Annotated in this window: 21 protein-coding genes and 1 pseudogene; 8 read left to right on the forward strand and 14 right to left on the reverse strand. The window is 72.0% G+C overall.

Annotation, left to right across the window (positions count from 1 at the left end):
- Nucleotides 1-73: 73 nt before the first annotated feature.
- Together K4G64_RS04935 and K4G64_RS04940 are read left to right on the forward strand one after the other, a co-directional pair.
- Nucleotides 74-2,233 (forward strand): FUSC family protein, encoded by a 2,160-nt coding sequence (locus K4G64_RS04935; protein ID WP_221754778.1) that lies wholly within the window; start codon nt 74-76, stop codon nt 2,231-2,233.
- A 74-nt stretch (nt 2,234-2,307) separates the two neighbouring features.
- Nucleotides 2,308-3,390, forward strand: a complete 1,083-nt coding sequence (locus K4G64_RS04940) for an acetate/propionate family kinase (RefSeq protein WP_260460034.1) — start codon at nt 2,308-2,310, stop codon at nt 3,388-3,390.
- Between the two features lie 84 nt (nt 3,391-3,474).
- Here K4G64_RS04940 and K4G64_RS04945 read toward each other — a convergent pair whose 3' ends face one another.
- From K4G64_RS04945 to K4G64_RS04960, 4 genes are all read right to left on the reverse strand, one after another.
- Entirely contained in the window at nt 3,475-4,356 is an 882-nt protein-coding gene (locus tag K4G64_RS04945) for a universal stress protein (protein WP_221754780.1), read from the reverse strand.
- A gap of 21 nt (nt 4,357-4,377) precedes the next feature.
- Nucleotides 4,378-5,016, reverse strand: a complete 639-nt coding sequence (locus K4G64_RS04950) for a hypothetical protein (protein WP_260460035.1) — start codon at nt 5,014-5,016, stop codon at nt 4,378-4,380.
- Between the two features lie 81 nt (nt 5,017-5,097).
- Nucleotides 5,098-5,757, reverse strand: coding sequence for a CBS domain-containing protein (locus tag K4G64_RS04955; RefSeq protein WP_221754781.1), 660 nt, complete (start codon nt 5,755-5,757; stop codon nt 5,098-5,100).
- A gap of 215 nt (nt 5,758-5,972) precedes the next feature.
- The gene (locus tag K4G64_RS04960) at nt 5,973-6,425 is read right to left on the reverse strand and encodes a universal stress protein (RefSeq protein ID WP_221754782.1); all 453 of its coding nucleotides are present in this window, start codon (nt 6,423-6,425) and stop codon (nt 5,973-5,975) included.
- A gap of 191 nt (nt 6,426-6,616) precedes the next feature.
- Here K4G64_RS04960 and K4G64_RS04965 point away from each other — a divergent pair, with 191 nt between their 5' ends.
- Complete coding sequence (locus tag K4G64_RS04965; protein WP_221754783.1) at nt 6,617-7,333, forward strand: CBS domain-containing protein; 717 nt, start codon at nt 6,617-6,619, stop codon at nt 7,331-7,333.
- 162 nt (nt 7,334-7,495) lie between these two features.
- On the opposite strand, the gene hypE is transcribed toward K4G64_RS04965, so the two are convergent.
- Genes hypE through K4G64_RS05005 form a run of 8 tightly spaced genes read right to left on the reverse strand, consistent with a single transcriptional unit; the run spans nt 7,496 to nt 14,829 of the window.
- Nucleotides 7,496-8,530: a hydrogenase expression/formation protein HypE gene (hypE, locus tag K4G64_RS04970; RefSeq protein ID WP_221754784.1), complete on the reverse strand. Its 1,035-nt coding sequence runs from the start codon at nt 8,528-8,530 to the stop codon at nt 7,496-7,498.
- The gene (gene hypD, locus K4G64_RS04975) at nt 8,527-9,630 is read right to left on the reverse strand and encodes a hydrogenase formation protein HypD (RefSeq protein ID WP_221754785.1); all 1,104 of its coding nucleotides are present in this window, start codon (nt 9,628-9,630) and stop codon (nt 8,527-8,529) included. The genes hypE and hypD overlap by 4 nt, the downstream gene beginning before the upstream one ends.
- On the reverse strand, nt 9,627-10,292 hold the full coding sequence (locus K4G64_RS04980) for a CBS domain-containing protein (RefSeq protein ID WP_221754786.1): 666 nt from the start codon (nt 10,290-10,292) through the stop codon (nt 9,627-9,629). Before K4G64_RS04980 ends, hypD begins: the two co-directional genes overlap by 4 nt.
- Nucleotides 10,293-10,310: 18 nt before the next feature.
- Nucleotides 10,311-11,642, reverse strand: a complete 1,332-nt coding sequence (locus tag K4G64_RS04985; RefSeq protein WP_221754787.1) for a Ni/Fe hydrogenase subunit alpha — start codon at nt 11,640-11,642, stop codon at nt 10,311-10,313.
- Nucleotides 11,639-12,394 (reverse strand): oxidoreductase, encoded by a 756-nt coding sequence (locus K4G64_RS04990; RefSeq protein ID WP_221754788.1) that lies wholly within the window; start codon nt 12,392-12,394, stop codon nt 11,639-11,641. Before K4G64_RS04990 ends, K4G64_RS04985 begins: the two co-directional genes overlap by 4 nt.
- A gap of 1 nt (nt 12,395) precedes the next feature.
- A complete protein-coding gene (locus K4G64_RS04995; protein WP_221754789.1) occupies nt 12,396-13,214 on the reverse strand; it encodes an FAD/NAD(P)-binding protein in 819 nt (272 codons plus the stop codon).
- Nucleotides 13,211-13,669, reverse strand: coding sequence for a Crp/Fnr family transcriptional regulator (locus tag K4G64_RS05000; RefSeq protein WP_221754790.1), 459 nt, complete (start codon nt 13,667-13,669; stop codon nt 13,211-13,213). Before K4G64_RS05000 ends, K4G64_RS04995 begins: the two co-directional genes overlap by 4 nt.
- Nucleotides 13,666-14,829 (reverse strand): 4Fe-4S dicluster domain-containing protein, encoded by a 1,164-nt coding sequence (locus K4G64_RS05005; protein ID WP_221754791.1) that lies wholly within the window; start codon nt 14,827-14,829, stop codon nt 13,666-13,668. The genes K4G64_RS05000 and K4G64_RS05005 overlap by 4 nt, the downstream gene beginning before the upstream one ends.
- Nucleotides 14,830-15,099: 270 nt before the next feature.
- On the opposite strand from K4G64_RS05005, the gene K4G64_RS05010 reads away from it, so the two are divergent.
- Complete coding sequence (locus tag K4G64_RS05010) at nt 15,100-15,975, forward strand: universal stress protein (RefSeq protein WP_221754792.1); 876 nt, start codon at nt 15,100-15,102, stop codon at nt 15,973-15,975.
- 60 nt (nt 15,976-16,035) lie between these two features.
- Here K4G64_RS05010 and K4G64_RS05015 read toward each other — a convergent pair whose 3' ends face one another.
- The gene (locus tag K4G64_RS05015; RefSeq protein ID WP_221754823.1) at nt 16,036-16,293 is read right to left on the reverse strand and encodes a DUF1876 domain-containing protein; all 258 of its coding nucleotides are present in this window, start codon (nt 16,291-16,293) and stop codon (nt 16,036-16,038) included.
- 91 nt (nt 16,294-16,384) lie between these two features.
- Nucleotides 16,385-18,706, reverse strand: coding sequence for a heavy metal translocating P-type ATPase (locus tag K4G64_RS05020; RefSeq protein WP_221754793.1), 2,322 nt, complete (start codon nt 18,704-18,706; stop codon nt 16,385-16,387).
- 328 nt (nt 18,707-19,034) lie between these two features.
- On the opposite strand from K4G64_RS05020, the gene K4G64_RS05025 reads away from it, so the two are divergent.
- From K4G64_RS05025 to K4G64_RS05040, 4 genes and pseudogenes are all read left to right on the forward strand, one after another.
- Nucleotides 19,035-20,408: a TrkH family potassium uptake protein gene (locus K4G64_RS05025; protein WP_221754794.1), complete on the forward strand. Its 1,374-nt coding sequence runs from the start codon at nt 19,035-19,037 to the stop codon at nt 20,406-20,408.
- Complete coding sequence (locus K4G64_RS05030; RefSeq protein WP_221754795.1) at nt 20,401-21,123, forward strand: TrkA family potassium uptake protein; 723 nt, start codon at nt 20,401-20,403, stop codon at nt 21,121-21,123. The genes K4G64_RS05025 and K4G64_RS05030 overlap by 8 nt, the downstream gene beginning before the upstream one ends.
- 225 nt (nt 21,124-21,348) lie before the next feature.
- Entirely contained in the window at nt 21,349-21,438 is a 90-nt protein-coding gene (kdpF, locus tag K4G64_RS05035) for a K(+)-transporting ATPase subunit F (protein ID WP_009326374.1), read from the forward strand.
- Between the two features lie 48 nt (nt 21,439-21,486).
- Nucleotides 21,487-21,732, forward strand: a pseudogene (locus tag K4G64_RS05040) (potassium-transporting ATPase subunit KdpA); the annotation flags it as partial.
- Nucleotides 21,733-21,907: the final 175 nt, after the last annotated feature.

Raw genomic sequence — 21,907 nt, forward strand, 5'->3', positions numbered from 1 at the left:
GCTTCCTCGCCCGGCGGCCGCGCCTCGCCCCGCCCGTCGCGACCCGGCAGGGCGTTCCGACCGGGCTCACACCGTGAAGTGGCTGCGGATCGCCGGGGAGATCGTGCGATCCGGGCTCACGATCGAGGAGGCGCGGCTGGAGCCCCTGCTCGCGCTGCGCACGGCTGCCGGGGTGGCGCTCGTCATCGGACCGGCACTGTGGCTGATCTCCCCTGCGTACGCCGCGTCCGCCGCGCTCGGTGCCTACTCCGCCGGTGCTGCCACCTTCCAGCGCACCTGGCGTCCGCGCAAGGTGATCGCGCTCGGCGCGGGCGCGGGTCTGGCGCTCAGCACCTTCGTGGGCTACCTGGCGGCGGGGCGACTCGTGACGTTCCTCCCGCTGTTGGCCGTATGGGCCTTTGCCGCGGGGATGGCGTGGGCGCTCGGCTCGACCGCTGGGATCGTCGCAGCGACGACGGTCGGCAGCATGCTGGTGACCATCACCCTGCCCACCACCGTCGGGCGGGCCCTGGAACACGCCGGGGTCATCGCGCTCGGAGGCGTGGCGCAGGCCGTGCTGATCCTGCTGTTCCCGATTCGCCGCTGGGGGGCGCATCGTGACGCGCTGGCCGACGCGCTGGCCGCCGTGGCCGACTACGCCCGCCGGCTGCGGCACGACCCGACCGCGCCGTTCGACCCGGAGCCGCTGATGACCGCCCGGGACGCGGCCGCCGTGACGCCATCACAGGCCCGCACCCGGCCCCCCGTCCTCCACGGCCCCCGGGGCCTCGCCGAGCGCATTCTGCCGGTTGTCGCCGCGCTCGCCGATCCGGACGTCGGCGCCCCGGCGGAGGGACCAGGGCGGGACCGAGCACGGGAGTTGCTCGGCGCGGCCGCCGACGTCCTGGACGCGGCAGCCCGTTCGATCCGCCGCGGCACTCCCGCCGACATACCGCCCCGGAGCGCGGACGTCCTGCGCGTCGACGAGGAGGGCGAGGTGCTGAAGGGGCCCGCCCGGCAGGCCGCCGAACGGCTCGTGGAACTGCTCGCCGAGGCGCTGGAGATCGCCGGGAGCGGCGGGGCACGCGACAAGACGCCTACGCCGCCCGGCCCCGCGAGCGCCCAGTTCCTGGTCCGCCCGACCATGTTCCGGCTGCTCCCGGTCGTCGTCCAGGCGGTCCGCCGTGAACTCCGCCGGGACTCGCCCGTGTTCCGGCACGCCGTCCGCCTGGCGGCCGTGGCCACGCTCGGCTATCTGATCGCTTCCCGGCTCCCCCTGGAACACGGCTACTGGGCGCCCATCGCCTCGGTGATGGTGATGCGGCCGGACTTCCACCGGACGTACGCGCGTGCGGTGGGCCGTCTCGCCGGGACCCTGGCGGGTGTCGCGCTCGCCACCGGGATGGTGCGGGCCCTGGGCCCGGACGCCCAGGTGTTCGGCGCGCTGGCGGTGGTCTCGGCGGCCCTGTCGTACACCGTGCTCCGTACCGGCTACGCCTACTCCCAGTGCTTCACCGCCGCGTACGTCGTCTTCCTGCTCGGCATGGGCGGCCAGGCATGGGAGCAGACGGTCCCGGAGCGGGTGGTGCTCACCCTGCTCGGCGGGGCCCTGGCCATGGTGGCGTACGTGGTGTTCCCCGCATGGGAGACCCCCCGGCTGCCGGATCGGCTGGCGGACTGGCTCGCCGCCGACGGCCGCTACGCGGCCGCAGTGCTCCGCAGCTACGCCGAACCGACCCGGGAGCATCGAGCCGACATGCGCAGGACCCTGCTGGCGAGCAGGGAGGCACGTGCCGCCTGGCAGGACGCCTATGACCAGGCACGGCAGGAACCGGTCCGCCCCAGAGGTCTGACATCGCGTGAGGCGGAGGAGGCCCAGGAGGCGCTCAAGGGGTTCGACCGGGCGGCGATGCTCATGGAGAGCCACGTCCCGCGGGCCGACAGCCGTTCGGTCCCCGAGGCGGAGGAGTTCGCCGAGGCCCTGGAGGCGGACACCGCGCAGGCGGCAGAGGACGTGCGCGAGCACAGGAATCCGGACTGGGGGCGCGTCGACGAGGCGCTCCACGCGTGGGAGGGCGCCACCGGGGACCGCAGCCCGGTGCTGCGGCGTGGTGCGGAACTGCAGAAGAAGGCCTTGGACAGCCTCGCGACAGCCGTGAGCCGCACACCCCTGGAACGGGACGTCGGCTCTGCTCGCGAGGAGCAACGGGTGCGGGCTGCCGGAGCTGCGGAAGGTGACACTGGAGGTGTGTGATGAGTGCCGACCGCTCCCACGAGAGCCGTGATGGTCATGTACTGGTCCTCGACGCAGGCTCTTCGAGCCTTCACATGGCTCTGTTCGCGGCGGACGGTGAACGGGTGGCGGATCGAGGCGCCTCAGAGCCCCCGGGGCCCGCTGCGGCGGCGGAACTGCGGAACCTCCTCAGCGAGGTTGCCGCTCCCGCGGCGGTTGGTCACCGCATCGTCCACAGCGGTCCCCGGTTGACCGGACATACGGTGATCGACGCACGCGTACGGGCTCTGCTGGCGGACGTCGCCGATCTCGCGCCGCTGCACGTGACCCCTGCCCTGCGCATGGTCGACGCCGCACGAGAACTCCTGCCCGATGTTCCTCATGTCGCCTGCTTCGACACCGTCTTTCACAAGGATCTGCCGGCACCGGCGCGCACGTACGCCGTGCCGGAGCGGTGGCGAGCCGAATACGGGCTGCGCCGGTACGGCTTCCACGGGCTGTCCTACGCGTGGGCACTGCAGAGGACGGCGCAGGCCCTGGGCCGACCCGTCGACGACCTCCAGGTCGTGCTCGCGCACCTGGGAGGCGGCTGCTCGGCCTGCGCGGTCCGGAACGGACGCAGCGTGGACACCACCATGGGCCTCACTCCGCTGGAAGGCCTGGTCATGAGCCGGCGCAGCGGCAGCCTCGACCCCGGCGCGCTGCTGTGGCTGCAGCGGCAACACGGTCTGAGCACGGACGAATTGGATGACACACTCCACCGGCACTCCGGTCTGCTCGGCCTCTCCGGTACTTCGGGAGACACCCGGGACCTGGTGCGCGCCCGCGCGGAAGGCGACGACGCGGCCGCGTTGGCGCTGGCCACGTTCACACTCAGCTGCCGCAGGGGCATCGCCTCGATGGCCGCCTCGCTGGACCGGCTTGACGCGCTGGTCTTCACCGGGGAGATCGGCGAGGACCAACCCGAGGTACGCGAGGAGATCTGCTCGGCCCTGACCGTTCTCGGTGTCCAAGGCGGGCTGCACGTCCCCGAACTGGAAGATCTGATGCGGGAAGGCCTCCGGCGCGTCGACGGGGCGGGGGGAGGTGTCCCGGTCCTCGTGGTCGCCACCGGCGAGACACAGCAGATCGCCGCCGAGACCCGACGGGTACTCGGCACTGCTGACGGGACGCGGTAGCTGCGCACCCCGAACCCACGGCGTTGCCGACGCCGAGGCGCCGTGCCCGGCATCGACCCAGGACAGCACCACACACGACCGGGGTCACCCCCGCTCGGGAACGACGGCTACGGGACAGGCCGCGTGGTGGAGCACCGCGTGTGTGACGCGGCCGATGTGGGTGCCGAAACGTCCGTGCGGGTGCCGGACGCCGACCACGAGGAGGGCGGCGTCTGCCGAGGCGTCGAGCAGCGCGGCGCGTGCAGGGCCCTCGACGACCCGCCGGCGCACCTCGACCCCCGGATGCTCCTCGGCCGGTGCGCGTAGCCCGGTCTCCAGCACCTCGACGGCACGCTGCCGATGCACATGGGCGGGTTCGCCGGTGAACGGAGCGTGGTCGGTCGACTCCTCTGCCGGGACGGACCAGGCCCGCACCGCCTCCACCGGCACGCCGCGCCGGGCCGCCTCCCGGAAGGCGAACCGCACCGCCTGCGAATCCGCCGGTTCGTCGGGGACTCCCACGACGACACGCCGCCCTCGGCTCCGGGGCCCCCTCTGGTTGTCGTGGTCACCGCGCACGACGATCACCGCACCGTCGGCGCGCCCGGCCACGGCCAGACCGACCGAGCCCAGCAGCCGCTCGGCGGCTCCTCCCCGGCCGCGAGACCCGATGACCAGCACGGAGGCCTTGCGCGCCGCACGACGGAGCACGGGTACCGGCCCCTCGGGCACGACCTCGGTGGTGACCTCGGTGCCTGGAACGCGCTGCCGGGCGCGCTTCGCCGCGGTCACCACGAGGACGTCGGTGAGTATCTGCTCCGACCGCCCCGGGGCCGCGGGGAAGACCGCCTGTTCGTAGCGCTCCCACAGGGAGGCGTACACCACGTGCAGGGGGACCGCGCGCAGCGCTGCCTCGTCAGCGGCCCAGTCCACGGCCTGCAGGCTGGACTCGGAGCCGTCCACACCCACGACCACCGGCTGGTCCATCGTCCTCATCCTCTCCAGGAACTACGTCAGCCGTGTGTCCGGTACCGGCTGCGCGGTCCCCCGGGGCGGCTGGGTCAGTTGCTCGCGCGACCCCACCGCGATCCCTGCTTCTGCCACTCCGCCTCCCACGCACGGCTCCGGCGCCGGTCGAGGACGACGCGCGCTCCGCAGAAACCGAGCGGCTGCCGCGGAGGCGACGCCCAGGAAGGCGGCGGCACCCATGAAAGCGGCCTCGATGTCCGCCTGGCCCGGTGTCTGCGGCGGGGTCGTGAGCCGCTCCTCCTGGTCCATCCACACGGCGACCCGGTCCCCGGCCTTCGCACCGGCGTCCACCTGGGTTCTGCCCGTGTGTGATGTGCCGTCAGCCGCGGTCCAGCGGACTGCCGCGATGACGTGGTCGACGGTCACCTCACCGCTGACGAAGCTGCGCGGCGCTTCGCTGACGAGGACGGCGGTGGCCGGGCGGCGCTCCGCGCGTTGCCGGGCGAGTGCGTCCACCGTGGCCCGGGCGCTCAGGACACCCGCCACAGGGCCCGCCACGGCTGTCACGAGCCAGGTGGCCAGCAGGATCCAGGCTTCCCAGACGTCTTCGCGGCGGCGCAATGGGCTACGGCGCCAGCGCCACAGGTGCGATCGCCGGACGGTCGTGCTCGTGGTCATCCAGCTCACCCCCGGCTTCCGCCTCCACCCTCCGGCCGGAACGGCGTGGGGAGGAGGGGCCGTTCGGGCATGGCCGACGCCTCAGCCGGCAGTCTCGTCCAATCGGCGGTGCAGAGCCGAGTGCACGGACACCACGCCGTCGACGCCCCGGCACAGCCGCTCGATGACGGGGATGATCTGCTCGGTCTCCACCCGGCCCTTGAGGGTGACACGGCCGTCGCGCACGTCCACGGCCACGTCGGAGGGGGCGAGGCCCAGAGTCCGGACGAGGACGTCACCGGCGATCTCGTCGCGCAGCGCGTCGTCCTGGCGCAGGAAGACCCGCAGGAGATCACCACGGCTGACGATGCCGACCAGCGTCTCCGCCTCGTTCACCACGGGCAGCCGCTTGACGCCCTCGGAGTCCATCAGACGAGCGGCCTCGACGACCGTCCACTCGGGCCGCGCGCAGACCGCGGGAGCGCTCATCAGCTGCTCGGCCGTGACGCCGTCGTTCGCGGCCCGAGCCCCGTTCGACGCGTTCGGCGACCGCGGCAGACCAGTGGGGTCGGGCCGTGCCGCGACCGTGCGGAGCAGGTCGGCTTCCGACACCACTCCGACCGGGTGGCCGATGTCGTCGACCACGGGCAAGGCCGTCACCTCGTTCTCGGACAGCAGGGTGACGATGTTCTTGAAAGGCGTGTCCGGCCGCGCCAGGACGACGCCGCGGGTCATGAGGTCTCCGACGGTGCGGTGCTGCATGACGCTCCTCCCTCCGGTCCCGCGACCGACTGCGGCGCGCTCCGGCCCGGTGCTCGTCCGCATGTCTTCGCACCTTCAGCCTGACCGCAGGACGTGGTCCCGCGCTTGGGGCGTTGGTGCAGAGCAGGGGGCTGTTCGTCCCGGTACGTCGGGACCTTTGGTCCGTTGGTGCAGGGTCTTTCCGGGGCCAGCGGGGGACGGCGCGGGGTCCGCGATCAGTGGGCGGGCTCCGTCTCCGGATGGACCACGACGACCGGGCATGCCGCGTGCTGGGCACACCGCTGGCTGACGGACCCCAGCATCGCCCGGGCGAAGCCGCCGATTCCCCTACGGCCCACGACGAGGAGTTCGGCCCCTTCGGAGGCCTGGATCAGCGCCTCCGACGGGTCGCCCTGGACGAGGTGTTCCCGTAGCCGTGGCGGTTGCTCGCCCGGAAAGACGGCGCGCAATTCCTGCGCGAACCGCTCCCGGGCCTGCTCCAGATCGAAGTCCGGGTCGACCGCCGGTCCGCTCCAGCCCCGGGCGGACGGCGTGTCCCAGACATAGATCGCCTCCACGGCGCCGCCGACCATCCGTGCGTGTCGGACCGCCCACCGCAACGCGGCATGGGAGGCGGGAGATCCGTCCACGCCCACGACCACCCGTGGAACGAGTTCAGAGGATTGCATGGTGACCTCACTCAGCAGTGACTGTCCCCGTACTCCACGTTGCCCGCACCGGCTCGTCGGAGGAAGGGCCGACCGGCCCCGGTCGGGCCATCGGGACCGGGAGCGGGTCGGGCCGTTCGGCCCATGACGTCCCGGGGGGTATGGGCGAGCCTGGAAGGGTCGGGAGACCTTCCCAGGCAGTGGAGGACGTCATGCACGGCTCTGTGTACACAGTGAGCGATGTGATGACCCGCACCGTTGTCGCTCTGGCCACCGGGGCGACTTTCAAGGAGATCGTGCGGACCATGGAAGGACGGCGGATCAGCGCACTGCCCGTCGTCGACGCCCGGCGACGGGTGGTGGGCGTCGTCTCCGAGGCGGATCTGCTGCGCAAGGAGGAGTTCCGGGACAGCGCCCCCGACCGGGGTCCTCGAGCCAGGCCCCCGGAAGGGCTTGAGAAGGCGCAGGCGATCACCGCAGTCGATCTGATGACCTCCCCAGCCGTCACCGTCCACCCCGACGCGACCCTCGCCCAAGCCGCCCGTCTCATGGCCCTGCGCAAGATCAAGCGGCTGCCGGTCGTCGACGACGATGGTGTGCTGCGGGGGATCGTGAGCCGTCCGGATCTGCTGCGGGTGTTTCTCCGGCCGGATCGCGACATCGCGGAGGAGATCCGGCACGAGGTCCTGGCCGGCCGGCTGCCCGACGGAATCGATTCGGTCCGCGTCGAGGTGAACGAGGGCGTCGTCACGCTCACCGGCCGCGTGCCCGACACCTCCGTCGTGCCGCTGGCCGTGCGTCTCGTGCGGTCCGTCGAGGGAGTGGTGGACGTACGCTCGGAGCTCACCGGACCCCCGCACCGTCCCGCCCTCGAACCGGATCTGGTGCGGGAGGAAGGGCGACGATTCACGCCACAGCCGAGGGCATGAGCGTGCTACGACGGCATCCGCATCGAGGAACACCTCGGGGACGGCGCGTAGACCACCGAGCAGCCGCACCGAGTTCCGCTACGGCACACCCGTGTGCGCGGCCGGTGTCACACCGGCCGCGCACACGCCTGCCGGGCCCCGGCCTCGGGGGCTCCTGACGTCTCAGCAGATGCGCGGAAGTTGCTCGCCCAGGGGCATGTCCACCACGCGCCGGGCGCCGACCAGCGTGCGCAGGATGACCCAGCCGGCCGGCCCCTGGGGGGACACCTCTCCGATGCGTACCGCCTGTCGTCCCTCGGGAAGGGATCGCAGACCGGCGAGCGCCTCGTCCGCCGCCGACGGGGCGACGAAAGCCACCAGACAGCCCTCGTTGGCGACGACCAGGGGATCGAGGCCGAGCAGATCGCAGGCGGCGCCGACGGCCTCAGGCACCGGGACGGCACTCTCGTCGATGTTGACGGTCACGTTCGAGTCGCGGGCGATCTCGTTGAGGGCCGCGGCCAGTCCGCCGCGGGTCGGGTCGCGCAGGCTGTGCACGTGGCAACCGAGGGGCGCGAGGGCGTCGACCAGGCGGTGCAGCGGGCGGCTGTCCGAGGCGATGTCGCTTTCGAAGCCGAGCCCTTCGCGCGTGGACAGGACGGTCGTGCCGTGCAGCCCGATGGGACCGGACAGCAGTACGGCGTCCCCGGGCCGGGCAAGCGCGGCGGACGGGCGCAGCCCCAGGTGCCGGTGCCCTACGCCGGTGGTGTTGACGAAGATCTTGTCCGCGGCGCCACGGCCCACGACCTTGGTGTCGCCGGTGACGACGGGTACCCCGGCGTCACGAGCTGCCTTGCCCATCGACTCGACCACGCTGCGCAGTTCGGCGAGCGGCAGACCCTCTTCGACGATCAGGGCCACGGACAGCGCGATCGGCCGCGCTCCACGCATGGCGAGGTCGTTGACCGTGCCGTGCACGGCCAGGGAACCGATGTCGCCGCCGGGGAAGAACAGCGGGCTGACGACGAAGCTGTCGGTGCTGATCACGAGGTCCGGGCGGCCGGGCAGCAGGGCGGCGTCCTCCAGAGGGCCGTGGTGCCCGTCGAGGGCGGGCAGCACCAGCGTGTCGAGGAGTTCGGCGGTCAGCCGCCCTCCCGCGCCGTGACCGAGCAGGACGACGTCGTCCTCGTGGTGGGGGACGGGGCAATCAGGGGTCACGGCGCATGCACTTCCTTCGTGCGGCCGGCGGCGTGGAAGGCCGCGCAGGTGCCCTCGGCGGACACCATCGGTGCGCCGAGCGGATGGCGGGGCGTGCAGCGGGTGCCGTAGGCCGGGCAGTCCGTGGGCAGCCGGGCACCGGTGAGCACGGCGCCGGCGATGCACTCGGGGTCCTCGGCGGTGCGAAGACCTCCGATGTCGAACCGCCGAGCGGCGTCGAAGCGCGCGTACGCGCCGGAGAGTTCCAGGCCGCTGCCGGGCAGCTCGCCGATGCCGCGCCAGGCACGGTCGGTCACACGGAACACGGTACGGACCGCGTCCTGCGCCTCGGTGTTGCCCGAGCGGCGCACGGCCCGCACATACTGGTTCTCGACCTCGCAGCGGCCCTGTTCCAGCTGGCGTACCGCCATGAGGACGCCCTCCAGCAGATCGAGCGGTTCGAAGCCGGTGACCACGATGGGCACGCCGTAGCGGGCTGCGATCGGTTCGTACTCGCGCCAGCCCATCACCGCGCACACGTGCCCGGCCGCGAGGAAGGCCTGGACCTCGCAGTCGGGGTCCTCCAGCAGGGCGGTCATGGCGGGCGGCACCAGGACGTGACTGACCAGCATCGAGAAGTTGGCCAGTCCCAGGCGTGCGGCGTGCAGCACCGCCATGGCGTTGGCCGGCGCGGTCGTCTCGAACCCGACGGCGAGGAAGACGACTTGGCGCTCCGGGCACTGTGTGGCGATGCGCACCGCGTCCATCGGCGTGTACACGACCCGTACATCCGCGCCGCGGGCCCGCAGCGACAGCAGGTCGGTGTCCGTGCCGGGCACCCGCAGCATGTCACCGAAGCTGGTGAGGATCGTGCCGGGGCGGCCGGCGATGGCCATCGCCCGGTCCAGGGTCTCCAGCGGGGTGACGCACACCGGGCAGCCCGGGCCGTGGATCATGCGGATGCCGGCGGGCAGCAGTTCGTCGATGCCCTGGCGGACGAGGGTGTGGGTCTGGCCGCCGCAGACCTCCATGATCCGCCAGGGCGTGGACGCGGTGCGGCACAGCTCGTCCAGCAGCCTCCGGGCGAGTGCCGGGTCACGGTATTCGTCGAGGTACTTCATCCGGGTTCCCTCACCCGTACCCCGCCGGACAGGGCCGGGTCGACGTCGACCACGCCTTCCACGGAACGCACCAGGCGGGCGACGATCGGCACCAAGGAGGTGTCCCGCACACGCCCGGTCAGGGTGACGACGCCGTCGACGACCTGCACCTGCACGGGCTCCGGAGGCGCGGGGAAGAGGGGCACGAGGATCTCGTGACGGATCTCCTCGGCGATCTCTTCGTCGGTCCGCAGAAACACCTTGAGGAGATCGGCGCGGCTGACCACGCCTTCGAGGAGGCCCTCGTCGTTCACGACGGGCAGTCGCTTGACACGGCGCTGGGCCATGACACGGGCCGCCTGCGCGAGTGTGGCGCCGGCATGGACCGTGACGGCCGGCGTGCTCATCACATCGGCGGCCGTCATCCCTCCGGCCTTGGACAGATCCGACAGACGGCGCATCTGCGTGGCCCGGTCGGGATCGCTGTCGCGGAGCTCCTCCTTGAGCAGCAGATCGGCCTCGGACACGACGCCGATCACCCGGCCCTCGCCCTCCAGCACGGGAAGGGCGCTCACCTTCCACTCCTGCATGAGCTTGACGATGTCCTTGAACGAGGCGTCACGGCCCACCGCCACGACGGTGTGGGTCATGACGTCGCTGACGATGTGCGGGCTGATGCGCATGGTGTCCTCCTCGGGGCATCAAGTGCGGTCGATGGTCAGGTCCAGGAAGTGCGTGGAGCACGAGATGCACGGGTCGTGGTTGCGGATGGCCCGTTCGCACAGGACCGTCAACTCCTCGTCGGACGGATCGCCCTCGGCGAGGACCCGCTCGACGGTCCGGACCAGGTCGTCCTCGATGGCGCCCTGGTTCTGCGCGGTGGGCGGCACCAGGCACGCGTTTGTGACGGTCCCCTCGGCGTCCAGCCGGTAGCGGTGGTACAGCAGTCCGCGAGGGGCCTCGGTGGCGCCGTGGCCGGTGCCCGCGACGGGGGGAACGTCGACGTGAGGACGCTCCGGGGGCTCGTACGCCTCGATGATCCGCAGTGCCTCGTCGACCGCGTGGACCACCTCCACGGCCCGCACCAGCACCGACCGGTACGGGTTGCGGCACACCGCTCCCTGAGCGAGATCACCCAGCCCCGCCTCGAGGGCGGCCTCCCGCGCCGTGGGCGAGAGCCTGCCGCCGCCGACCGCGAACCGGGCGAGCGGGCCGGTGAGATGGCGCCGGCCGTCGAGCCGGGAGTGCAGTGCGGTCGAGTGGGGCACCTGCTCCTCGCGCACATGGTCGAGGAAGGCGCGGACCGCAAACTCCGCCCGTTCACCGTCGCGGCGCAGCACGGTCGGGACGCCGTCCTCGATGGCGTACGTCGAAGGAGAGGCGAGGGCCAGGAAGTCGGCATCCAGGGTGGCGTCCGGGAGGTCGAAGCCCGCGACCCAGCGGACCGTGTCCCACGCGTCGTCGGCGGCCCGGCGCAAGCGCTCCCGCAACGGTCGCAGCTCGGCCCGGGCGGGCGCCCGGTGAAAGCCGCCGAGCCGGACGTTGACCGGATGGATCGCACGGCCACCGAGCTGTTCGAGGATGGCGTTGCCCGCCTGCTTCAGCCGCAGTCCCCGCTCCACGTCGGCGCGCCGGGTGCGGGCGAGGTCGACGGCGCTGTCGCAGCCGAGGAAGTCCGGGGCGTGCAGGAGGTAGATGTGCAGGGCGTGGCTCTCGATCCACTCGCCGCAGTACAGCAGTCGTCGCAGTGCGCGGATCGGGCGGTCGACCGTGACGCCACAGGCGTCCTCGATCGCCCGGCAGGCGCTCATCTGGTAGGCCACGGGGCAGATCCCGCACACCCGGGCGGTGATGTCGGGCGGCTCGGTGTACGAGCGGCCGCGCAGGAACGCCTCGAAGAAGCGCGGCGGTTCGTAGATCCGCAGCCGGGCCTCCTCGACCCTGCGGCCGACGACGCGCAGGTGCAGGGCTCCCTCCCCCTCCACGCGGGCGAGGGAGCCGACCTGCAGAACGCGGGAGCCACGGTGGGTCATGACCGCGCCTCCTTGTCGAACTCGGGCGCGTTGAAGGTGCGCAGGAGGCGTTCGACGTCGCGGTCGTCCAGGCCGTCGCGGTGCAGCAGCGGGATCAGCGCGCGCAGGTTGGGAGAGCCCGAGGGGCCGAAGCAGCCGTAGCAGCCGCGTCCGTACGCCGGGCAGATCGCCCCGCACCCGGCGTGCGTGACGGGGCCGAGGCAGGGGGTGCCGTGCGCCACGGTGACGCAGACCGTGCCGCGGCGCTTGCATTCGAAGCACACGCTGTGGTTCGGGACGTCCGGCTTGCGCCGCGCCAGGAAGGCGGTGATCACCTCGATGAGCTGCCTGCGGTCGATGGGGCAGCCGCGCAACTCGAAGTCCACGTCCACGTGGTCGGAGACCGGGGTCGAGGTGGCGAGGGTGTCGATGTAGTCGGGCCGTGCGTACACGGTGCGGGTGAACTCCTCGACGTCGGCGAAGTTCCGAAGCGCCTGGATGCCCCCGGCGGTGGCGCACGCGCCGATGGTCACGAGGAAGCGGGACTGCGCGCGGATCTCCCGGACCCGCTCGGCGTCGGCGGGTGTGGTGACCGACCCCTCGACGAGGGTGAGGTCGTACGGGCCGGGTTCGACCGCGCTGGACGCCTCCAGGAAGTGAACGATGCGCACCTTCCCGGCGAGCGTGAGGAGCTCGTCCTCGCAGTCCAGCAGCGTGAGCTGGCACCCGTCGCAGGACGCGAGCTTGAACACCGCGAGCGTGGGGACGGTCATGTCACAACTCCCGCACCGAAAGCAGGGATTCGGCCCGGTCCCAGCCGATCACGGGACCGTCGCGGCACAGCAGCACACCGCCGAGCTGGCAGTGGCCGCAGTGCCCGGTGGCGCAGCGCATGTTCCGTTCCAACGAGACCCGGATGCGGTGCGCGGGCACTCCCCGGTGGAGCAGGTCGCGCGCGGTGGCCCGGATCATGACCTCGGGGCCGCACACATACGCCGTGGTGTTCTCCGCTGTGAAACGGGCGGAGTTCAGCAGCGTGGTGACCAGCCCGACATGGCCCCACCATGCCGGGGACGGCCGGTCGGCCGTGACCCGGCAGTGCGGCGGGCCGGGCGAGGCGGCCCAGGTGCGCATCCGCTCGGCGAACAGGAGATCGTCGGGAGAGCGCGTGCCGACGAGCAGGTTCAGCCGCCCGTAGACGCGCGGAGCCACCAGTGCGGCCAGTACGAGAGGCCTCAGCGGCGCGAGACCGATCCCGCCCGCCACGACCACGATGTCCCGGCCGGCCGCGCGCTCCAGTTCCCAGCCGGTGCCGAAAGGACCACGCAGGCCGACCTCCTCGCCCGGCCGGAGTGCACACAGCGCGGCCGATACGGCACCCACCGAACGGATCGTGTGGACCAGCTCCCGCTGCCCGATACGGGACACCGAGACGGGGATCTCCCCGACCCCGAAGGCGTACACCATGGCGAACTGCCCCGGGGCGAAGGCCCCGAGTACCGCGTCCCCGGCGGGCATGAGCGAGAGACTGACCGTGTCGGCCGTCTCGCGCAGCCGCCGGCTCACCTTGTAGGGGACGGGGAGGCTGGTCATACCCGGCTCCCGCTGCCGTAGGGCGCGTACAGGTCCAGCAGGCGAATCCGCGAGGCCTGCAGCCGGTGTGCCACGACCCGGCCCACCCAGGTCGCGATCGCCCTGCCGAACTCGGGATCCCGCGCACATGCGGCTCGTACGGACCTCGCGTCGAACTCCCAGGCACGCACGGGGCTGAGTGCCTCGGCACCCAGCTGCCACACAAACGGTGCGTAGTGCCAGGACCAGCCGATCAGCTCGCCGTGCCCCAAGGACTCGATGACGGCGGCGCGACGGCCGGGTATGTGCACGTCCAAGAGGACCGTTCCGGTCCGGATGATCCAGAACCGGTCGGCCTTGCCGCCCTCTTCGAAGAGCCGCGTCCCGGCTTCGAAGGAGACCTCGCGAGCGAGGCCCATCAGCCGATCGCGGTGCTCGACCGGGAGAGCCATGGAAAGAGTGGTGGTGGAGGTCATCGTTGCGTCTCCCTCTGCTTCTCGCGCAGCAGACGATCGGCGAGTTCGTCGTGCAACGCCGTGGCTTCCTCGGTGATGTCGATGCCGACCGGGCACCAGGTGACGCAGCGTCCACAGCCCACGCAGCCGGAGCTGCCGAACTGCTCGTACCAGGTGGAGAGTTTGTGGGTGAGCCACTGGCGGTAGCGACTGCGCGCCGAGGACCGCACGGGCCCGCCGTGGAGGTAGGAGAAGTCGACGTCGAAGCAGGAGTCCCAGCGCAGCCACCGCTCGGCGTGGTCGCCGGTGAGGTCGGTGACCTCCTCGGTGGTGGTGCAGAAGCAGGTGGGACACACCATGGTGCAGTTGCCGCACGTCAGGCAGCGGGCCGCGACGTCGTCCCAGCGGTCGGCCTCCAGGCTCTCGCCCATCAGGGTCCGCAGGTCCACGGGCGGCATGGCCCGCCCCATCCGGTCCCGGGCGGAGTCCACCACGGCACGGGCCGCGTGCTCCGTCGCCGGGTCGGCCGGTTGATGACAGACATGTGCCAGGACGTCCTGCCCGGCCTCGCTGCCCGTACGGACGAGGAAGCGGTGACCGGTCTCGTCCAGGACCTCGGTCAGCGCGAGGTCGAACCCGGCGTCCGCCGCCGGGCCGCCGCCCATGGAGACGCAGAAGCACGTGGCACCCGGTTCGGTGCACTCGGCGGCGATCAGGAAGGCTCCCGTCCGCCGTTCCTCGTAGCCCCTGTCCCGGTACCGGCCGCCGACCAGGACCCGGTCCTGGATCGCGATCGCCCGCAGATCGCAGGGGCGTACCCCCAGGAAGGCGTACGACGGCTGACTGGGGTTCTCCTCGGTGACCGTGAGATGGCCGTCCGGCGTCCGCTCGGCGCTCCAGAGCTTCTCGCGCTGCGGGTGCAGGAACGTCTTCCACGACTGAGGACCGGCCGTGTGGGCGAACACGGCACCGTCGGCGCGCGGCACGAGGCGGTAGCGACCGGCCTCGACCTCCGTGCCCCATCCGAAGGGCAGGTCGTCGGCCGACGCTATCTCGTCGAGGACGACGGCACCGTCCCGGACGGTGGGGCCGATCACCGTGCGCCCCCGCGCACCCAGGAACTCGACCAGGGCACTCAAGCCGTCCCTGTCCAGGACGCCGGCCGTCGGGCTGTTCGTCATCGTCGCCCTCCGCATCCCGTTCGGGCCTCCTGTTGTCAGCCTGTTCCTCCAGGGGGTGCGACGCCACGGGCCGCCCGGGCCCCTTCATGGGGACCTTCGGCCTCGAACAGCCGGGCCGGGTCCCGGATGAGGAGAGTCCGGCGCCTGAGATGGGCCGAACGTCCTCGGTCGGGGCCCGACCGTCCCTGCCCCCGACGCAGTCGCGGTGGGACCGTGTGAAGGAGACCCCCTGCTGCACGTGATGGCAGCCAGAGAGAGGCGGTGGGGATCATGGAACTGCCCTTGATCGTGGGCGTCGACGGATCGGACGGCAGCATCCTGGCCATCGACTGGGCGGTGGACGAGGCCGTCCGCCATGGTCTGCCGCTGCGGCTGGTCTATGCCTCCCTGTGGGAGCGCTATGAAGGCGCGTTGCCGTCGCTGGGCCAGGAGCGCCAGTCCGAACGGGTGATGGCGGACCACATCGTGGCTTCCGCCGAGGAACGGGTGCGACGCCTCAGCCCCGACCTGAAGGTGACGGGCGAGGTGGTGGCCGCTGAAGCGGTGTCCGCCCTCCTGAACGAGGGACACAACGCGTCTGCCCTGGTGACCGGGTCGCGCGGTCGTGGAGAGCTGAAGGGAGCACTGCTGGGCTCGGTGAGCCTCGCTGTCGCGGCCCGTGCGTACTGCCCGGTCGTCGTGGTCCGGGGCGACCAGGCGGGTCGGGCCGGTACGCACGGTCGGATCCTGCTCGGTGCCGGGGACCCCGACACGAGCGGCGAGGCGGTCCGGTTCGCGTTCCGTGAGGCCGAGGCCCGTGGGTGCGAGCTCGACGTCGTCCGCGCGTGGCGTCTTCCGCTGAACGAGGGCGCCGACCCCCCGGCACCGGCCGAGGCTCCCGTGTACGAGCACGAGGCGCAGGCCTCGGACCTGGTGGACGAACTGGTGGGCGACGTCATGGCCGACTACCCGGCCGTGCGGGTGCGCCGGGCCACGGTCGAGGGACCGGCACGCAAGGTGCTGGTGGACCGCTCGGCCGCCGCCGACCTCGTGGTCGTGGGCGCGCGGCGCCGGACCGGCCACTTCGGTCTCCAGCTGGGCCGGGTGAGCCACACCCTGCTGCACCACGCGGACTGCCCCGTCGCGGTCGTACCCCAGTCGGCATGACCGCCTGCCGGCGGCACCCGACCGGAGCCGCAAGGGGGGCTGGGGGGCTGGGACGGGCACTCAGGCCTGTACCGGCCCCGTCAGCATGACGATGTCGTCGGCCGCCACGTCGTGCAGCCGGATGGCGAGGTCCTCCAGAGCTCGGCTGACGGCGAGTTCGTCGCCGATCTCCGGCACAGGCCTGTCGATCGGGTTGCGCCGGGCCGTCCCCCTGCCCGTCACGGTCGACGTGTCCCGTGTGGTGAGCACGGCACGCGCATGGGTGCTGTCGCCCTCTTCGGAGATGTAGATCTGCACGGTCCACTGCTTGGCTTCCATGGTGATCACTTCCGTACCGGAGCCGCTCCTTGCTCCCACCCTGCGCGCCGGCGTACGGCCGCACCAGTGCCGAACGGCCCTTCCGCCGCACTCACGGCGCCAGGGAGAAGTAGCTCTCCTCTTCCTGCGTGAAGTGCAGGCGCAGCACGGTGTTCAGGCCGTAGAGGCAGGAGCGGAGGTCGTCGAGTTGCTCGGGGGCCAGGCCACCGGCGAGGTGGGCAAGGTGCAGATGGGTGGCGACACGACGGGAGAGACGCTCGATCTCCGTGTGGGCACGGCTCATGGTGGCGGTGGCCTCGGGGCCGCCGAGCGCGGGAGCCAGGGCAGGGTAGAGCCGGTGTTCCTCGGCGTCCTCGTGCGGCAGCAGCCGCTCGGTGAGCAGCCGGTGTGCTTCCTCGACCGTCGCGAGGGCCTGGGGGCCCGGGGCGTCGGACAGCCGGTCGGCGGCGGCGCGCACGGCTTCGAGGACGTCCTGGAGGTCGTCGTGTTCGGCGGCGAAGCGGTGGATCAGCGCCTCGGTGTCCGGGGTGAGGGCGGGACGCACGGCCCGGTCCACGCGCAGGGCGCGCAGCGCGTTGAGGATGACGGCGGCGTCGATGCCCTCCTGGAGCAGCGCACCGACGGCCGGCGGGAGCAGCCCGGCCGCCGCCGCGGCCATCGCGGCGAGGGACAGCAGCATGCCACCGAGGGCGCTCTGCACAGCGATGCGCCGGGCGCGCACGGCGATGGAGACCGCGTCGGCCAGCCGGTCGACGCGGTCGGTGGTGAGGACGATGTCGGCCGCTTCGGAGGTGGCGGTGGAGCCCCGGGCGCCCATGGCCACGCCGACATCGGCGGCGGCGAGGGCGGGGGCGTCGTTCACGCCGTCGCCGACCATCACGGTGACCGCACGCTCCCGCTCCGCACGCACTGCGGCGACCTTCTGCGCCGGGCCGAGCTCGGCGCGTACGTCGTCCAGGCCCAGGACGGCGGCGACCTCGCGGGCGGGTTCGGCGCGGTCCCCGGTGAGCATCAGCACCCGGTCGATGCCCGCCGCGCGCAGGTGGCGCAGGGTACGCGGGGCGTCATGGCGCAACGGGTCGCGCAGGAGGACGGCGCCGGCCGGCTTCCCGTCGACGGTGAGCCAGGCGACGGCCGCACCGTCGAGAAGGGCACGGTTGTCGACCGCCCCGGCCCAGGCCGGCCGGGCCTCGCCGGGATCGGTGCGACCGATGGTGAGGCGGTGTCCGTCCACCGTTCCGGTGGCGCCCCGCCCGGGTTCCTCGGTGACGTCGGCGGGGATTGAGAGATCCAGCTTGCGTTCCCGTGCGGTGGCCGCGATCGCCCGGGCGAGCACATGGGGCGAGTACTGGTCGACCGATGCGGCCAGGCGGAGCACGTCCGAGGGTGTCCAGCCGGGTGCGGGGGTGACGTCGACGACGCGGGGACGGCCGCGGGTGAGGGTGCCGGTCTTGTCCAGCAGCAGGGTACGGGCCCGGCCGAGATTCTCCAGTGCGCCACCGTCCCTGATGACCACTCCCAGACGTGAGGCACGGGAGATGCCGGAGACGATGGCGACCGGCGCGGCGAGCAGCAGCGGACAGGGAGTGGCGACGACCAGGACCGCGACGGCCCGGACCGCGGAACCACTGATCAGCCAGGCCAGTCCCGCGACGGCGAGGGACAGCGGCAGGAACCAGGCCGCGTAGCGGTCGGCCAGCCGCACCACGGGCGCGTTCTCCGCACCCGCCTGCTGGGCCAGCCGCACGATCCCGGCATACGTGCTGTCCTGCTCGGCCGCGGTCGCGCGCAGTTCGAAGGCACCCCCGGCGTTCACGACGCCGCTGCGCACTCCGGTGCCTCGGGGCCGTTCGACTTGCGAGGGCTCACCGGTGAGCACGGACTCGTCGAGGACGGCGGCAGCGCTCTCCACGGTGCCGTCCACGGGGACCACCTCGCCGGGGCCGACCACGAGCAGGTCGCCGACGGCGATCTCGGAGAGTGGCACGGAGCGCACCCCGTGCTCCGTGCGACGACGCGCCGAGCGCGGAGCATGTTCCAGCAGGGCACGCAGGTCGTGGGAGGCGCGCCTGCGGGCGGCTGTCTCCAGCGTGCGGCCGGTGGCGAGCATCAGTCCGATCAGGGCACCGGCCAGGTACTCGCCTACGGCCAGGGTGCCCCCGAGAGCCAGCACGGCGATCACGTCCACGCCGGCATGCCCGCGGCGCAGCGCCGACCACACCCACCCCACCGCGGGGACGACCGCGGACACGGTGCCCAGGCCCCACAGGAGGTCGGCGAGACCGCCGGCACCGGCGAGCCATGCGATGCCGCCGGCGACCACCGCCGCCGCCGTGACGACCAGAAGGGCGGGTTCCAGCGAGGCCGCCGACGCCAGGCGGCCCAGCCGGGCTTTGCGGATGGAGGGATTCATGCCTCACCTCGGTCCGTCCGAAGCGGCGACCGTCGCGCACGCCCCCCACCATGACATCGCGCCGCATGGTGCCGGTGGCAGGGGACGAACGGCCCTACTCGAGAGCCGCCCGGCCGTCCGGCGGCCCGACGAGAACCTGGGAGGAGGTCCCGGACCCGGGAATCACGGCTCAAGGACGACGGCCCCGCATGCTCGGGATCTTGCGGAGCCCTGCCCGTAGGGGCCGGGTGAGCAGCGCGGGTAAGGTGACGGCCGCGCGGGGTTTGACGGGCTCCGTACGAAATCTCTATCAATCCTTGACGGACCGGACGTACACAGAAGGGGAGCCGTGGCAGGTCGTTCCGCGCATCCGCGCAGGTCGCTGTTCACCGCGCACCCGGCCCGTACGGTCGTGCTGGCCTTCGCCGCCGCGATCGCCCTCGGGACCGGGCTGCTCGCGCTTCCGCTCGCCGCCCAGGACGGTACGGCAACCGGGCTGGTGACCGCGTTGTTCACGTCCACCTCGGCCGTGTGCGTGACGGGCCTGGCGGTGGTGGACACGGGCACGTACTGGAGTGGCTTCGGCGAGGGTGTGATCCTCGCGCTGATCCAGGTCGGCGGCTTCGGCATCATGACGATGGCCTCCCTGCTCGCCCTGCTGGTCTCCGGGAAGCTGCGGCTGCGGATGCAGCTCACCGCGCAGGCGGAGACCAAGAGCCTGGACATAGGTGACGTACGCCGGGTGCTGCTCGGCGTCGCGGGCACGACGCTGATCGTGGAACTCGCGGTCGGCGCGGTGCTCTCGCTGCGCTTCCGTTTCGGTTACGGCGACTCCATCGGCGACGCCGTCTACCTCGGCTACTTCCACGCCGTGTCGGCCTTCAACAACGCCGGGTTCGGCCTGCACGCCGACAGCCTCACCCGCTATGCCCAGGATCCTTGGGTCACCCTGCCGATCGCCGTCGCGGTGATCCTCGGCGGGCTCGGCTTCCCCGTCCTCCTGGAGTTGCTGCGCCACCGCAACCGCCACCGCACCACCGGCCGCCGCAACTGGACCCTCCACACCAGGCTGACGCTGATCACCACCGTCGTCCTGCTCGCGGTCGGCACCTTGCTGACCTGTCTGCTGGAGTGGACCAACCCGGGCACCCTCGGGCCGCGCGACTGGCCCGAGAAGCTGCTGAACGGGTTCTTCCACTCCGCGATGACCCGCACCGCCGGCTTCAACTCCCTCGACATCGGGGCGATGAACGCCTCGACGCTCCTGATGACGTGCATGCTCATGTTCATCGGCGGCGGCAGCGCGGGCACCGCGGGCGGCATCAAGGTCACCACGTTCGCCGTGCTGGCCGTCGCGATCATCGCCGAGGTGCGCGGCGAACCCAACTCCACGGTCCTGGGCCGCAGGCTCGCCCCGCACAGCCTGCGTCAGGCGCTGACCGTGGTGCTGCTCGGCGTCGGTCTGGTCATGGCCGCCACGCTGGCCCTGCTGAGCATGACCTCGCTGCCCCTGGACGGGGTGCTCTTCGAGGTCGTCTCCGCCTTCGCCACCGTCGGGCTGTCCACGGGCATCACCGCCGACTTCCCCGACGCCGGACAGCTGATCCTCGCCCTGCTGATGTTCATCGGGCGCCTCGGTCCGGTGACCCTGGTCTCGGCGCTCGCCCTGCGCGAGCGTGTCCGCCGCTACGAACTGCCCGAGGAGCGACCCGTCATTGGCTAAGTACCTGCACTCCCTGCGCCGGCGCCGTGGCAAGCGCCCGGCCCCCCAGCCGGCCCGGCACACCGGGGACCAGCGGGTCGCCGTCATCGGACTCGGCCGGTTCGGCAGCTCGCTGGCCAACGAGCTGATGCACCGCGGCTGGGACGTCCTCGGTATCGACACCGACACCCGCCTCGTACAGAAGTACAGCGACGGACTGACTCACTCGGCGGTGGCCGACTGCACCGACCCCGAAGTGCTGCGCCAGCTCGGCGTGCACGACTTCACCAGCGCCGTCGTCGGCATCGGCACCGACATCGAGGCGTCCATCCTGGTCAGCTCCAACCTGCTGGAGGCCGAGGTGCCCAACATCTGGGCCAAGGCCATCAGCCGTCAGCACGGCCAGATCCTCGAACGCCTCGGCGTCCACCACGTCGTCCTGCCCGAGCACGAGATGGGCGAGCGGGTCGCCCACCTCGTCACCGGCCGCATGCTCGACTTCATCGAGTTCGACGACGACTACGCCCTGGTCAAGACAGTCGCTCCGGACATCGCCACCGGCATCCCGCTGGGCCAGAGCCAGGTCCGCAGCCGGTACGGCGTGACGGTCGTCGGTGTCAAGCGCCCCGGCGAGGACTTCACGTACGCGACCGCCGACACGGTCGTCGAGAAGGGCGACGTCATCGTGGTCACCGGCAAGACCCACGCGGTGGAGACCTTCGCCGCGCTGAGCTGAATGATGCCGGGCCGACGGCGGCGTATGGAGTGCGTCAAAGGTGCCGGGGCCGCCGTCAGGGAGGAGTCAAGGACGGCCGAAACGGGCCGGAAAAGGGGTTCCCTCTAGAGGTCCGTTCCTTCCGCACCTCTACGAGGAGCCCCCGATGGCCGATGTGGCCTTCGTTCTCGTCACGATCACGGTGTTCGTTCTCGTGGCTCTCGTCGCCAAGGGGGTGACGAAGCTGTGACCGCCGAGAACGTCGTCGGCCTGGTCGTGGCCGTCGCCCTGCTGGGCTATCTCGTCCTCGCCCTGATCTTCCCGGAGAGGTTCTGAGCACGCCCATGAGCCCCGTCCACGCAGGCGTGCTCCTGGTGACCGCGCTCCGCGGTGAGCGTGCTCTTCCTCCATGTCCTCCAGCGCGTCCAGGACAAGCTTCCGCTGTCGCTCGGCTTCAAGCCGATCGCCCCGGACCAGGCGTTCAACACGGCCGTGTCGTTCGTGTCGAACACCAACTGGCAGTCGTACTCGGGCGAGGTGGCCATGAGCCATGTCACCCAGACCGCCGGTCTTGCGGTGCAGAACCTCGTGTCGGCGGCCGTCGGCATCGCCGTCGCCCTCGTGCGCGGCCCGATGTCGTGGTCCTCGACCTGGGTCTCCCCGGGCGGTCGGTGACCAGTCGGCGGCGCGACCCGAGGAAGCCGGCGCCGCCGCGGCTGCTGACCAGGCCGGGAAACAGGCCGCTGCGGTCAGTGACGCCAAGGCGGACGCGGAGGCCGCGAAGTCGCCCCGGACGCCGCGCCGG

The sequence above is a fragment of the Streptomyces sp. WAC04114 genome (assembly GCF_019733245.1).
Taxonomy (GTDB): Bacteria; Actinomycetota; Actinomycetes; order Streptomycetales; family Streptomycetaceae; genus Streptomyces; species Streptomyces massasporeus_A.